At 30.1% G+C, this 14,541-nt stretch carries 12 protein-coding genes; 11 read left to right on the forward strand and 1 reads right to left on the reverse strand.

The window, feature by feature from the left end; translation table 11 throughout:
* Position 1: 1 nt before the first annotated feature.
* The 5 genes from opp4B (at position 2) to RBU61_RS03385 (ending at position 5,929) form a co-directional block, all read left to right on the forward strand.
* On the forward strand, positions 2 to 967 hold the full coding sequence (opp4B, locus tag RBU61_RS03365; RefSeq protein ID WP_308878145.1) for an oligopeptide ABC transporter permease: 966 nt from the start codon (positions 2 to 4) through the stop codon (positions 965 to 967).
* A 13-nt stretch (positions 968 to 980) separates the two neighbouring features.
* Positions 981 to 1,913 carry an ABC transporter permease gene (locus RBU61_RS03370; RefSeq protein WP_308878146.1) on the forward strand — a complete coding sequence of 311 codons (933 nt, stop codon included), beginning with the start codon at positions 981 to 983 and terminating at the stop codon, positions 1,911 to 1,913.
* A 21-nt stretch (positions 1,914 to 1,934) separates the two neighbouring features.
* Positions 1,935 to 3,788: an oligopeptide ABC transporter substrate-binding protein gene (locus RBU61_RS03375; protein WP_308878147.1), complete on the forward strand. Its 1,854-nt coding sequence runs from the start codon at positions 1,935 to 1,937 to the stop codon at positions 3,786 to 3,788.
* A 237-nt stretch (positions 3,789 to 4,025) separates the two neighbouring features.
* Positions 4,026 to 4,751 carry an HAD-IB family hydrolase gene (locus RBU61_RS03380; RefSeq protein WP_308878148.1) on the forward strand — a complete coding sequence of 242 codons (726 nt, stop codon included), beginning with the start codon at positions 4,026 to 4,028 and terminating at the stop codon, positions 4,749 to 4,751.
* 104 nt (positions 4,752 to 4,855) lie between these two features.
* The gene (locus RBU61_RS03385; RefSeq protein WP_308878149.1) at positions 4,856 to 5,929 is read left to right on the forward strand and encodes a GerMN domain-containing protein; all 1,074 of its coding nucleotides are present in this window, start codon (positions 4,856 to 4,858) and stop codon (positions 5,927 to 5,929) included.
* Between the two features lie 257 nt (positions 5,930 to 6,186).
* Here the strand turns inward: RBU61_RS03385 and RBU61_RS03390 are convergent, their stop codons facing one another.
* Positions 6,187 to 8,052 (reverse strand): ATP-dependent helicase, encoded by a 1,866-nt coding sequence (locus RBU61_RS03390; RefSeq protein WP_308878150.1) that lies wholly within the window; start codon positions 8,050 to 8,052, stop codon positions 6,187 to 6,189.
* A 137-nt stretch (positions 8,053 to 8,189) separates the two neighbouring features.
* Between RBU61_RS03390 and RBU61_RS03395 the strand changes: the two genes are divergently transcribed.
* The 6 genes from RBU61_RS03395 to RBU61_RS03420 all read left to right on the forward strand — a co-directional run bounded on the left by RBU61_RS03395 (position 8,190) and on the right by RBU61_RS03420 (position 14,473).
* Positions 8,190 to 8,747 carry a phosphatase PAP2 family protein gene (locus RBU61_RS03395; RefSeq protein WP_308878151.1) on the forward strand — a complete coding sequence of 186 codons (558 nt, stop codon included), beginning with the start codon at positions 8,190 to 8,192 and terminating at the stop codon, positions 8,745 to 8,747.
* Positions 8,748 to 8,812: 65 nt separating this feature from the next.
* Entirely contained in the window at positions 8,813 to 9,628 is an 816-nt protein-coding gene (locus RBU61_RS03400) for a nitroreductase family protein (RefSeq protein WP_308878152.1), read from the forward strand.
* A 235-nt stretch (positions 9,629 to 9,863) separates the two neighbouring features.
* Positions 9,864 to 11,978: a heavy metal translocating P-type ATPase gene (locus RBU61_RS03405; RefSeq protein WP_308878153.1), complete on the forward strand. Its 2,115-nt coding sequence runs from the start codon at positions 9,864 to 9,866 to the stop codon at positions 11,976 to 11,978.
* A 71-nt stretch (positions 11,979 to 12,049) separates the two neighbouring features.
* Entirely contained in the window at positions 12,050 to 12,979 is a 930-nt protein-coding gene (locus RBU61_RS03410) for a tetratricopeptide repeat protein (RefSeq protein ID WP_374212478.1), read from the forward strand.
* A 33-nt stretch (positions 12,980 to 13,012) separates the two neighbouring features.
* Positions 13,013 to 13,765 (forward strand): type I methionyl aminopeptidase, encoded by a 753-nt coding sequence (gene map, locus RBU61_RS03415; protein ID WP_308878155.1) that lies wholly within the window; start codon positions 13,013 to 13,015, stop codon positions 13,763 to 13,765.
* Positions 13,766 to 14,473 carry a hemolysin III family protein gene (locus RBU61_RS03420; RefSeq protein ID WP_308878156.1) on the forward strand — a complete coding sequence of 236 codons (708 nt, stop codon included), beginning with the start codon at positions 13,766 to 13,768 and terminating at the stop codon, positions 14,471 to 14,473.
* The last annotated feature ends 68 nt before the right edge of the window (positions 14,474 to 14,541 follow it).

Genomic DNA, 14,541 nt, shown 5'->3' on the forward strand with positions numbered 1-14,541 from the left:
AATGTGGAAAACAATATTGCGAAGAGTACTATTAATGATACCGCAGATTATAATATTAAGTATAATTGTTTTTATATTAGGCCAAATGATGCCAGGAGATCCATTTACAGGATTGATAACTCCAGATATGGATCCATTAGTTATTGCAGAATTAAGGGAAAAGGCTGGATTGAATGATCCTTTACCTGTTCAATATAAGAACTGGATTACAAAAATTCTTACAAAAGGAGACTTTGGGTTATCTTATACTTATAAAATGCCAGTTGCTACATTAATTGGTTCAAGAGCTATAAATACATTATGGTTGTCATTATTAACTTTAGTATTAACATATCTTATAGCAATACCACTTGGAATGTATGCAGGAAGATATAATAATTCGGCTTTTGATAAAGGTGTAATTATATATAACTTTGTTAGCTATGCAATACCTCAATTTATTTTAGCATTAATACTTTTAGCAATATTTGGATATAAACTTGGATGGTTTCCAACTACTGGTTCTGTAGAAATAGGGGTTCAAAAAGGAACTTTTGCTTACTTCCTTAGTAAGCTTCATTATATGATTTTACCTGCAATTACGGCTGCTGTTTTAAGAACAACAGGAACTATACAATACCTTAGAAACGAAGTAATTGATGCTAAAACTCAAGACTATGTAAAGACTGCAAGAAGCAAGGGAGTTCCCATAGATAAGGTTTATAGTCATCATATATTTAGAAACTCATTACTTCCAATAGCTGCATTCTTTGGATTTACTATTACTGGACTTTTAGGTGGTGCTGTTTTTATTGAAACCATATTTAGCTATTCAGGTATGGGAGAGTTATTTATATCATCTATTACCAGTAGGGATTATTCAGTAATGAACACTTTGGTTTTATTATTTGGTGTTTTAACTTTATTTGGTAGTTTATTATCTGATGTGATTATGACAATTGTAGATCCAAGAATAAGAATAGAATAGGAGGTAGCGAAATATGAATAAAGAAAAGAATCTTACAGAAAATGTTGCCTCTAAAATAGATAAAGAAACATTAAAGTCTGTTAGTGAGGTGCCCTCCTTTTGGAAGGTAATAAAAAATGAATTTAGAGTCGATAAACTAGCAACAATATGTTTGATTATGTTAGTCATTATTTTTACTACTGTAATAGTCGGTTCTTTTGTATTAGATCAAGATGAGGTTATGAAAATAAGTTTAAGAAACAAATATAAGGAACCAGGAAAAGAATTTATATTAGGAGCAGATATCGGTGGAAGATCTATAGCGGGACAATTATTAATAGGTGGAAGAAACTCCATACTAATAGGGTTTGCTGTTACTATACTAACTTCTATAATAGGAGTAGTTATGGGACTAATCGTAGGATTCTATGGTGGGAAAGTAGATAACATAATAATGAGAATATGTGATTTTATATCGATATTGCCTACAACTATGCTCATTATTACCTTTGTAGTTGTAATTCCTAAATATACAATGTGGCATTTTATATTTATAATGACAATATTCTACTGGGTAGGAATGACTAGACTAGTAAGAAGTAAAGCATTATCAGAAAATAGAAGGGATTATATAAATGCATCTAGAATAATGGGAACCAGTGATTTAAAGATTATGTTTACTGGAATTTTGCCAAATATAAGTTCAATTATCATAGTTAATTTAATTTTGGGATTTGCTGGTAATATGGGAATTGAAACTGGACTATCATTCTTAGGGTTTGGTTTACCGCCGGCAACGCCTTCATTGGGAACTTTGGTTTCTTATGCAAGAACTCCAGGTGCAATGACAAGTAAATTATGGTTATGGTTACCTGCATCATTATTAATTTTAGTGATGATGTTGTGTATAAATTACGTTGGGCAAGCTATTAAAAGAGCATCCGACGCAAAACAAAGATTAGGTTAAAAAAAGAAGGGGGAAAGTAAAATGAAAAAAAATTGGAAAATTATTACTTCATTATTGCTAGTATTAGTGTTAGCACTAACAGCTTGCGGTAAAAAAGAAGTAAGTGGACCAAATGATGAAGAGGCTGTTGTAGACGATGGTGAAACTACTACTCAAACAGAAGATAAAGATGAAGTAGCGTCTGTAGGAGACATAAAATTACCACATCCAAGTCTTATAAAAAAAGACGGTGAGACTGTAGGCGGTACACTTAATGTTGGATTAGTGACAGATACACCTTTTGAGGGTATTTTTAACACATTCTTGTATTCAAACAATGCGGATTCACTATTGGCATCTCCAATGAAAGGGTCATTTACTAAAGGAGGAGCAAATAGTGAGATTGTAGACGGAGGGTATTGTAACTTTGAATTCGATAAGGAAGCTAAGACTGCTACTTATAAAATCCATAAAGACCTAACTTGGTCTGATGGAGTGCCTGTAACTGTAGATGATATAATCTTTGTATATGAAAGTATTGCACATAAGGATTATCCAGGAGTAAGATTTGATACTAACTATAGAAATGTTGTAGGTATTGAAGAATATCATAATGGAACTGCGGATTCAATTTCAGGATTAAAGAAAATTGATGATAAAACACTTGAAGTATCATTCAAGGAATTTTATCCTGGAATACTATGGGGTGCGGGTCTTACTTATAATGCTGAACCAGCACACTATTTGAAAGATATTCCATTAAAAGAAATGGAAGCTCATGAAAAAGTTAGAGTAAAACCGTTATCCTGTGGACCTTTCGTGGTTTCAAATATAGTACCGGGGGAATCAGTTGAATATATTCCAAATCCACACTGGTTTGGAGAAGAACCTAAGGTTGAAAAAATTGTTTATAAGAGAACGTCACAAGATACTGTTGTAGAGGCATTAAAGTCTGGAACATTTGACGTTATTGAAGATATCAATGTTAATAGTTATCCCGAGTATAAGGATTTAAGCAATATTACATTAGCATCTAATATAGGTAGATCATATGGTTATATAGGATTTAAACATGGAAAATGGGATGTTGAAGCAAAAACAGTTGTACCAGATCCAACTAAGAAATTATCTGATGTAAAGCTAAGACAGGCAATAGCCTATGCTATGAATAATGAAGAAATCGCAGAAGTATTCTATAATGATTTGAGAATACCTGCTAATGCGTTGATTACACCATTCCATGCTACTTTCTGGAATGCTGCGCAAGAAAGATATGCATATAACCCAGAAAAAGCAATGCAAATTCTTGACGAAGCTGGATATGTAGATGTAGATGGCGATGGAATGAGAGAACTTCCAAATGGTGATAAACTAAAGATCAACTTCTTATCAATGTCAGGTGGGGATATAGCTGAACCATTAGCTCAATTTTATATCCAATGTTGGAAGGACGTAGGATTAGATGTAGAATTACAAAATGGAAGATTAATAGAAATGAATGCATTCTATGACATGGTTGAAGATGATAATGAAGATATAGATTTATACATGGCAGCTTGGAGTGTAGGTTCTAACCCAGAACCATCTGGATTATATGGAAGAGAGGCTTTATTTAACTATTCAAGATATGCATCAGAAGAAAATGATAAATTAATAGCTGCTATTTCTTCTGAGAAAGCATTTGGAGAAGATGGAATAGATAATGATTATCTAGTGAAAGCTTATCATGATTGGCAAAAATACGTGCATGATCAAGTTGTAGTAGCACCAACTCACTATAGAGTAACCTTAACAGCACTTAATAATAGAGTTAATTACTGGGATTTAAATAAAATTAATGAGTGGGGTTGGGAGAAGGTTGGTCTATTATCCGATACTCCTGAAAAAGGAAACTAGTAAGATTTTAATTAAGTAAATTAAAATAAAGTTCAATGATTTTAATCATTGAACTTTATTTTGATTATCAATTCTAAGATATAAAACTTAGAAGAAAGAAGTGAACATTTAAGATTTTAAGCTAATATAAAATTAAGATTAAAAATCGGCACTTTTAGTAAGTGCCGATTTTTTAATGGAATGAATTACATCAAATTGGGTATAACTTATATAATAATAAAAAGTAAGGATGATATTATGAAAAATATAGCTGCATTTTTTGATATTGATGGTACCATATTCAGAAACTCTCTGATGATTGAACATTTTAAGAAGTTGAATAAATATGAAGTTATAGACCCTGCTATTTGGTATACAAAGGTAAAGAAAGTATATGAAGAATGGGAAAAAAGATTTGGAGACTTCGAGCTTTATTTAGAGACCTTAGCAAATGTATACCTTCAAGAATTAAAGGGAGTAAATAAAACTTATATAGAATTTATAGCCAGTCAGGTAATTAACCTTAATGGAGATATGGTATATAAATACTCTAGAGATCAGATAGAATGGCATAAAAAGCAAGGACACAAAGTGTTTTTTATTTCTGGAAGTCCAGATTTTTTAGTGTCGAAGATGGCAGAAAAATATGGTGCTACTGAATATAAAGGAACAATATATAAGGTAGATGAAGAAAATAAGTTTACAGGTGAAATAGTTAAAATGTGGGATTCAGAAAGTAAACAAAGAGTCTTAAACGAACTTATTGAAAGGTACAATGTGGATCTAGAGAAAAGTTATGCTTATGGAGATACTACTGGAGATTTCTCCATGCTTAAAATGGTAGGAAATCCAGTTGCCATAAATCCAAATAAACCTCTTTTTTTAGCAATCAGAGAAAATGATGAATTGTCTCAGAAAACAACTATTATAGTAGAAAGAAAAGATGTAATATATAAATTGAACTCAGATGTAAAATTATTGTAACTCTATCGTAAAGACTTTTTTAATAAAATATATTATAATTAAAACGAAAAAGGATATAATCTATATGAACTAAGAGTGAATAATTTTAATATAGGAGTGATGGAATGAAAAGGACTTTTTCTTTATTATTAGCATTAGTGCTGACACTTTCTTTATTTGGATGTAAAACAGTTATATCCAAAGACCAAAATAATGCCAATGTACCTAATGAAGATGAAAAACTAAGTAAGGATATTTTAACAATAGCAGACTATTATCCTTTTAAGGAAAATTCTTTTATGGATTATGAAGGAATAGGAAATGAATACGCAGAACAGCAAACATTTGTAGAATTTATTGAAGATAATAAAGTGCAAATGAAAATTTTTAATCCAGGAACAGTATTTGTAAAGGTTCTAGAGTATAAAAATGGTGAATTAATAGAAGTATTTGGAGAAGGTGAATTTTATCATATTGAAAATATGCTAAATGCCAATACAAATAGTAACAATATTTTATTAAAAGAACCTTTAGAGCTTGATAATACTTGGAAAGATAAATCTGGAAATACAGTTAAAATCACTGGCATAGATAAAAAGATAGAAACCCCTGCAATGACTTATGATGCTTTAGAAGTAACTACTGACTTTGGAGAAGGAAGAACCAAGAGAGACTACTATGCAAAAGACACTGGGTTAGTGGCAAGTATCTATATAGATGGTGAAATGGAAGTCAAAACTTTATTAAAAGAAGTTAGTACGAAGGGGCAAGAGATGGAAATCTTAGCTTATTATCCAACAGTCGAAGATATTTCCACTGAGTATGTTAAGCGAAATATAGAATTTAATACAAATGATAATATTGAAGATATTTTAGAAAATATTATGAAAGAACCTCCAAGTGATAAATTAGCATCTCCAATTTCAAAAAATACTAATATAAATAAGATTCACTTAAATAGAGATGCTTGGACTTTAGAAGTAGATTTTTCTAAAGAATTACTAGAAGAAATGAATGCAGGGTCTTCTTTTGAAATGGAAATCTTAAAATCTATAGTAAATACATTAGGTAAGTTTTATGATGTGGAAAAGGTATATATAACCATTGAAGGTAAACCCTATGAATCAGGTCATTTTGGTATAAAACAAGGAGAAGCGTTTGAAGTAGATAGTTTAGATATAAAAGAATTTAGTGAATAAATAAAGATCCCTTTGAAAGGGATCTTTATTTATTGCTGACATTATTTATCATCGTTTTTATTTTCTTGTCTGTTATCATTATTGTTCTGATTTTTGTCTTGGTTTCTGTTTTGGTTTTTGTCTTGATTTCTTTTTTCATTGTTTTTATTTTTAGCCATTGTAAATTCCCTCCTTACATGAAAATATATTTTCATATATAGTATTACAAATAAATTGAAATTTACTCATAAATTTGGAAAAAATTTTAAATAGCTAAATTAATTTTTGTTATTTTGCAATTCTAACAAAAATCGTGATGGAGAAACAGACTTATCTCCTATACGATTGGGAGTAATTAGAGATAGATGATGTTTTGCTCTACTCATTCCTACATAAAATAATCTTCTTTCTTCTTCTATTAATTCATACTTTCCCTTTTCAGAGGCATCAACACTTGAAGATGATGGAAAATCACCATCTACTAAATCTATCATATATACTCTATCAAATTCTAAACCCTTAGCAGAGTGAACAGTAGATAGAGTTACTGCATTTTTTGTATATGAAGAGTTTCTACATAGACTATCTAAATATTTTAGCCTATTTAATAAATCATTTAGACTTCCAGTGTTATTGGCTATGAGTTTTAAATAATGTAATATAGTTTTTAAAGAGTCATAAGTATATCCAAATCTCATGGAATTTTCCTTAAGATACTTTTCATACTCTAAATCATACTCTATAAATCTAATTGCCTCAGGTGGACTTAATTTTGAAAGTTTTTTAAAATCTAATTTTAAGTCCATGAGAGTAGATCTATAGAAGTTTGATAAACCAGGAAAATCCATTATTCTATCGAATACTGAAAGATTATAGTTAAGAGTCTTTGCATAGTTAATTTGTTTCTTTGATATATATCCTTTCTTTTTATAATAAATACTTTCATATACAGCCATATTACTTGTATCATTGGAAAATATAATAAAGTTTATTACATCCTGTATAAGCCAATGGCTAAAGAATTTAACTTTAACATCACGGATATAAAATGGAATCTGATATCTTTCAAAAAATTCTATAAGACCAACGGAGGATAGATTATTTCTATAGAGTATACAACATTTAGACAGCTCCCTGTCTTTTAGATCATCTATTATATATTTATATTGTTCGCTAATGGAATTAACTTTTATTACGCTAATAGGTTCAATAAATTTATTGCTTGTTCTAATATTTTTATTATATCTTAATTTGTTTCTTCTAATGAATTCATTACATACTGAGACGATATTTTTTGAGGAACGATAATTGTCTTCCATAAAAAACACCTTTCCTTTAGGATAGATATTATTAAAATTTAGTAATCCCTTTGGATATGCACCTCTAAATCCATATATAGATTGATCATCATCTGCTACTATGAATAAATTGTTCTTAGGACTTGAGATTAACTTTATTATTTCCATTTGAATTTTTGAAGTATCTTGTCCTTCATCTACTTGCAAAAAGTCATATTTATTACGATATTTTTCTAATATATGCTTGTTTTCTCTAAGAATTTCTAGAGATAGGGTCAGCATATCATCAAAATCGATTAGGTTATTGTCTCTTTTATACTTTTCATATGTATTATATATAGTTTTAAAATTCTCAATATCAATTTTGTTATTTTTTAAAAATTCTTCTGCTGTAATCATCATGTTTTTAATATATCCTGTGGCATTTAGCAAAGCCTCTAATTTTTCCTCAGTGATATATTGTTGATTTATATCAAGATATATTTTTTTTATTAAATTAAATTTATTTAGCCGCTCTTTTTCACCCTCAACTAAAGTATATTTAATTCTATTTGTATAAGCATATTCTCTAATTAGACTAAAACAGAAACTATGAATTGTGGAAAACTCAATAGGAATAGAAGATATGTCCCCAAATAATTGGCTAAATCTTGACTTCATATCTCTAGCAGAAGCTTTGCTAAAGGTTATAGACAAGATTTTTTCTGGACTTATTCTATGATTTAAAATTAGATTAGCAGTTCTATGTATTAGAACTGTAGTCTTACCTGCACCAGGTACTGCTAATATTAAAGCAGGACCTCTTACATGCTCCACCGCATTTTGTTGTTCTATACTTAAATTCATTCCTACACCTACTTTTTTAATAATCATCTATATTTTAACATAAAAAGGATATAAGTAGTATAATTATATAAAGCTATAAAATTGTAGACATTAAGGTAATAATATTATTTAATAAAAAAATTCACAGAGGTGAAGAGATGAAAGGTAAACTAAAAAGATTCGATGATTTTCTTATAAACTTAATTAACATAAAGATGAGCCATAAGTATTTAGATACTATTATGTCTAAGGCCACAAATTTGGGTGGAGCAATATTTTCTTCCCTATTAGTCTTAACTTTAATACTAATAGGAAGTAGTTATGTAAAACTTATAGGGTTTGAAATCTTGGGAGTCATGATTATTAGCCAAATCATAACCCATACTCTAAAAATTCTTTTAAGTAGAGAAAGACCATATAATATTATAGAACATTTAAATACCTTTGGCATTGATTTAAAGGATTATTCCTTTCCATCAGGTCATACTACTGCAAGTTTCTCTATTGCCGCAACCATAGCCTTAAATATTCCAAGGTTATCCATATTAGTATTTACTATTGCCATGATTATTGGAGTTTCTAGAATATATTTAGGAGTTCACTATCCTACCGATGTGGCAGCAGGTATATTGGTAGGCTGTCTTACATCTATTGCAGTACATTTTTATTTGCTAGAATTTATATATAATATGGCAGAGACTCTAGGCATAAAATGATAGATTAAAAAAGGATAATAGTGGTATATATTGTATAACTTTATATTATCTAAGGGGGTTTGGGTATGTTAATGACTAATTTTTTAAGGGAAAGGAAATCTGTAAGAGAGTTTAAAAACAAAAAAATAGATGTAGACGTATTATCTGATATTAAAGTTTATCTGGAATCAATAGAGAATGAGGAGAATAATGGAAGTGTAAGATTTAGCTTATATGAATATGGTGAAAAGTTATATAATGAACTAAAAGGGGTTGGTGGATATTCGGGAGTAATGATTGAAAGCCCTCATTATATAACTCTAGAACTAATGAATAATCAAGAAAGTAGTATAATATCTAGTGCATATTATATGGAGAAAGTAATAACTAAATTAAATAATCTTGGTATTGATACTTGTTGGGTAAGTATAGGGAATGTGGAACAAGACAAAAAACTTCAGATATTTGGAGAAATAATAGGTGAAATTAACTATATCTTAGCCATAGGATATGGAAAAGCAAGAAATCCTTTTGTAAATGACCCTATTAGCGATAGAATCGGCGTCGAAGACTTAGTATTTATCGACAAAATAGGGAACCCTCCTGAAGGAGATGAACTGGAGAATAGGGGGTTAGATGATTTATTTTATTATGTAAGATTCGCACCATCTGCTTTCAACAAGCAACCATGGAGATTTTTACTTAAAAAAGATAAAGTAAACTTACTAATTAAATATAATGATAAAGAGAAACCAAGTCTTATGGATGCAGGAATAATAATGTATTATTTTGAATACTTAGCTAATTCAATTGGAATAAATAGTAAATGGGAGTTAATTAAGGATATGGTAGTAGTAGAAGAAGATATTTGCTATAAATATATAGGAGAATTTAAATTATAAAAAGCACTTTTTGATATGATACTTCCAAAGTAGACAGCCTAATTAATTAAAAACAGACTATCTACTTGGAGGTATTTTTAATGGGAAGAAAATTGAAGTATAGTAAAGAGAAAATTAGCTTAAACTGATTCCATAGAAGCTTCTTTGATATTGACAAAAATCAATTCCTATCATATAATTATATTAACATATGAATGGTTGTTCATATATTAATATGTAATTGGGGGGACACAATATGAAGCAGATCGAATTAGAATTAGATGGACTTAATTGTGCTGGTTGTGCGGGAAAAATAGAAAAACTTTCTAATGAACTAGATGGAGTCGAAACTGCTAGTTTAGATTTTGTATCTAAAAAATTAAAGATTAATGTAAAAGAAGATGAAAAAGCACCTATAATAACTGAAGAAATAAAGAGAATTGTAAATAAACTGGAACCTCATGTAAAGGTAATAGATAAAACAGAAATAGACCATCATGGTCACGACCACGATCACCACCATGATCATGGTGATGTAGGCAAAAAGGAAATTATTAAATTGATTATAGGTGGATTATTATTTATACTCCCTTATCTTTTAAAACTAGAGGGAACACCAAGACTAATGGTCTATGCTCTTTCTTATGTTATAGTAGGGTATGAAGTAATACTAATAGCAGTAAAGAATATAATGGCTGGGATACCTTTTGATGAAAACTTTTTAATGACTATAGCTACCATAGGAGCATTTATAATAGGGGAGTATCCAGAAGGGGTAGCAGTTATGTTATTTTATCAAGTAGGAGAAATGTTTCAAGGAATGGCAGTTAATCATTCAAGAAAATCCATATCTTCTCTATTAGATATACGTCCAGATTCAGCTAATTTAGAAAAAGATGGAGAAACTATAGTAGTAAACCCTAATGAAGTAAATATTGGCGATACTGTAATTGTAAGACCGGGAGAAAAAGTTCCATTAGATGGAATTATAATAGAAGGTGAATCTTCTTTAGATACTTCAAATATAACTGGTGAATCAGTTCCAAGAAATGTAGGAGTTAATGATAATGTTTTATCTGGAACTGTAAATAATCATGGATTATTAAAAATTAGAGTAACAAAGAAATTTGGAGAGTCTACTGTATCAAAGATACTTGATTTAGTAGAAAATGCCTCAAGTAAGAAGGCTCCAACAGAAAAATTCATTACTAAATTTGCTAGATATTATACTCCAGTAGTAGTATTTGCAGCATTGGCCATAGTCATAGTGCCAACTGTATTTATGGGTGGAGATTTAAGACAATGGGCTTATACTGCTTGTGTATTCTTAGTTATATCCTGCCCTTGTGCTTTAGTTATATCTATTCCATTAGGTTTCTTTGGCGGAATTGGTGGCTCATCTAAGGCTGGAATACTAATAAAGGGCGGAAACTATTTAGAAGCTTTAAATGACGTAGACACAATAGTATTTGATAAAACAGGGACTATTACTAAAGGTACATTTAAAGTAACAGAAATAATTTCTTATGGAGGATATTCAAAGGACGAAATACTAGAACTAGCTGCATATGGAGAGAGTCATTCAAATCATCCTATTGGTAAATCCATATTAGATGCATATAATAAAGAAATAAATAAGGAGTATATAAAATCATATAAAGAAATACCAGGTAAAGGAATAGAGGTATTTATAGATGGAGAAGAAGTTATACTAGGAAATAAAAAAATATTTGATGAAAAAAATATAAAGGTAGAAAAAGCCGATTCTATAGGTACTGTAGTATATATAGGAAAGAATAATAAGCATATAGGTACAATTATAGTATCTGATGAATTGAAAGATAGTGTAGTGGAAGATATTAAAAAATTAAAGGCTTTAGGAATTAAAAGAACTATTATGCTTTCAGGAGATAATGAAAGTACCGCTAAGAAGGTAGGAGAATTAGTGGGCTTAGATAAAATATATGGAAATCTTCTCCCACAAGATAAGGTTAGCAAATTCGAAGATATAGTTAAGGATAGTAATGGTAGAGTAGCCTTTGTAGGAGATGGAGTAAATGACGCACCAGTTCTTGCTAGAGCAGATGTAGGTATAGCTATGGGTGGTTTAGGCTCAGATGCTGCCATAGAAGCTTCTGACATAGTTATTATGACAGATGAAGTAGGAAAAATTGCTACAGGAATTAAAATCGCTAGAAATACTAAGAAAATAGTTACTCAAAATATTGTATTGGCATTAGGATTAAAAATTATAGTTCTAATATTAGGAGTCATAGGAATGGCTACTATGTGGGAAGCAGTGTTTGCAGATGTTGGAGTATCTATTATAGCCATATTAAATTCAATAAGAGCATTAAAAATAGAGGAATAATAATTCCTCTATTTTTTTTAGTATAAAATGTGGTAGACTATAGGTAGTATAAAACTTAAGAGGTGGTTTTATTGAGTAAAATAACCAATAATAATAAACAATATAATTATATTTTATTGGCAGAAAATTTTTATTTGAATAATGATAAAGAAAAGGCAATTAGCTTTTACGGAAAAGCCTTAGAATTTACAGAAGAAATAGGAGAGTATACATCAATACTATATAATATAGCTGAGATATATGATGAATTGGATTATATGGAAAAATCACTATTTACTTATGAAAAGATAACAAAAATTAATCCAGGAGAAGCAGGAGCCTATTATGGTATGGCTATGCTATATGAGAAAATGAATGATTTTGACAAAGCTTTAGAATACTACCATAAGGCCATAGATATGGACCCTAATTATGATAGAGCATATTATTATGCTGCCAATATATTTGATGAAAAGGGTAATAAGGATAAAGCTATTGAGTATTATAATAAAGTAATTGAATTGGCACCTGATGACTATATAAGCTATAATAATATAGGATCTATATATGAGGAATTAGGGCAATATAATAAAGCATTAAAATTTATAGAGAAAAGTTTAGAGCTTGAACCCGAATATTATAAGGCATTATTTAATAAGGGAGTTGTTTTAAAGGCTTTAGGAGATAATAAAAAGGCCTTAGAATATTACTATAGGGTCATAGATATATATCCTGAATATCCATACTCATTTTTAAATATATCTGCTATTTATATAGAAGAAAAAAGATATGAAGATACAATAGATTTATTAACAGATGGTATAAATCATAACCCAGATGGCCATGACTTATATTATAATAGGGCTTGTTGCTATTCCTTATTAAATGATGATAGGAGAGCCATCAGTGATTTAAGAAAAGCTATAGTCTTATTGCCAAGTATAATAGAATATATAAGGACAGATAAAGATTTTGTAAATTTACATGATAATAAGGATTTTATAAAATTAATAAATAGATAAATAATAACTTAATATAAAGGAAAGGGAGATTAAATGATTATATTAAAGACTCAAGAACAAATAGAAAATATGAAAAAAGCAGGAGAGATATTAGCAAACCTACATAAGGAAATAGCTAAGATTATAAAGCCTGGAATATCTACTATGGAAATAGATAAATTTGTGGAAAAATACTTAGAGGAACGTGGAGCATATCCAGAACAAAAAGGATATCACGGCTATCCATATGCGACTTGTGCATCTATAAATGATGAAATATGCCATGGGTATCCTAGAGTAGAGCCATTGAAGGATGGAGATATAGTAACTATTGATATGGTAGTCAACTTAAATGGATGGCTTGCAGATTCTGCTTGGTCCTATGCTGTAGGCAATATATCTGATGAAGCAAGAACATTATTAGATATAACAAAGGAGTCCTTATATAAAGGAATCGAAAAAGCAGTAGTCGGAAATAGATTAGGAGATATTGGTCATGCTATACAATCCTTTGTAGAATCCCATGGTTATTCTGTAGTTAGAGATTTTGTAGGTCATGGAATAGGAAAGAAGATGCATGAAGATCCTCAAGTACCTCATTATGGAATTCCAGGCAGAGGACAACGATTGGTAGAAGGTATGGTTATAACCATAGAACCAATGATAAATGTGGGAACATATCATATGAAAATAGATGATAATGAATGGACAGCAAGAACAGTAGATGGTAAACTATCAGCCCAGTATGAACATACTCTAGCCATTACCAAAGATGGGCCAGTAATTTTAACAGATCAGGGGGAGTAAATGACAGGGGAGTTTCCTCGAGAAAGGATAGGTGAAATTATGAAAAAAGAAAATCCAGTTCAACTTCTAAGTAAGAAATATACAGTGAAGGAGGAAATAGCCAACGGTATAACTCATGGGCTAGGGGTTTTATTTGGAATAGTATCTTTAGTCGTACTATTGGTGCTATCTATACAAAAAAGGGAAACTATTTCTATAGTTGCCTTTAGTATTTATGGCTCATGCTTGATTTTAATGTACCTAGCATCTACATTATATCATAGTATTCCTTATGAAAGAGCAAAGCAAATACTTCGTGTATTTGACCATTCATCTATATTTTTATTTATAGCTGGAACATATACGCCAATAGCGCTTCTTACTATGACAGGAGCATTAAGAATTGGAATACTGATTTCAGTGTGGTCCATAGCCATAATAGGAGTTGTATTTAAAATATTTACCTTTGGAAAATTTGATAAGTTCAAAGCAGTATCCTTAATTATGTATATAGGTATGGGATGGATAGCAGTATTTACAATAAAACCAATTATTAGAATGACTTCACTAGGTTTTTTCATGTGGATATTAGGTGGAGGATTGCTTTATACATTGGGAACCATATTCTATAGTATAAAAAAGATACCTTATCACCATGCGATATGGCACTTATTTGTATTAGCAGCATCTGTATTACATTTTGTAGGTATAGTACTATACTTAGTATAAAATTAAATAACTCCGATTTCTAGCATCAGAAATCGGAGTTATTTAATTTCTAAGAAAGGGGCATAGAG

The sequence above is a fragment of the Tissierella sp. MB52-C2 genome (genome assembly GCF_030931715.1).
Classification (GTDB): Bacteria; Bacillota; Clostridia; order Tissierellales; family Tissierellaceae; genus Tissierella.

Excerpts from the sequence above, each read along its gene's own strand:
- RBU61_RS03390 (WP_308878150.1), bottom strand. The coding sequence starts at position 8,052 with ATGAATTTAAGTATAGAACAACAAAATGCGGTGGAGCATGTAAGAGGT.
- RBU61_RS03420 (WP_308878156.1), top strand. The coding sequence starts at position 13,766 with ATGACAGGGGAGTTTCCTCGAGAAAGGATAGGTGAAATTATGAAAAAA.
- RBU61_RS03375 (WP_308878147.1), top strand. The coding sequence starts at position 1,935 with ATGAAAAAAAATTGGAAAATTATTACTTCATTATTGCTAGTATTAGTG.
- RBU61_RS03400 (WP_308878152.1), top strand. The coding sequence starts at position 8,813 with ATGTTAATGACTAATTTTTTAAGGGAAAGGAAATCTGTAAGAGAGTTT.
- RBU61_RS03395 (WP_308878151.1), top strand. The coding sequence starts at position 8,190 with ATGAAAGGTAAACTAAAAAGATTCGATGATTTTCTTATAAACTTAATT.
- RBU61_RS03380 (WP_308878148.1), top strand. The coding sequence starts at position 4,026 with ATGAAAAATATAGCTGCATTTTTTGATATTGATGGTACCATATTCAGA.
- RBU61_RS03385 (WP_308878149.1), top strand. The coding sequence starts at position 4,856 with ATGAAAAGGACTTTTTCTTTATTATTAGCATTAGTGCTGACACTTTCT.
- map (WP_308878155.1), top strand. The coding sequence starts at position 13,013 with ATGATTATATTAAAGACTCAAGAACAAATAGAAAATATGAAAAAAGCA.
- RBU61_RS03405 (WP_308878153.1), top strand. The coding sequence starts at position 9,864 with ATGAAGCAGATCGAATTAGAATTAGATGGACTTAATTGTGCTGGTTGT.
- RBU61_RS03370 (WP_308878146.1), top strand. The coding sequence starts at position 981 with ATGAATAAAGAAAAGAATCTTACAGAAAATGTTGCCTCTAAAATAGAT.
- opp4B (WP_308878145.1), top strand. The coding sequence starts at position 2 with ATGTGGAAAACAATATTGCGAAGAGTACTATTAATGATACCGCAGATT.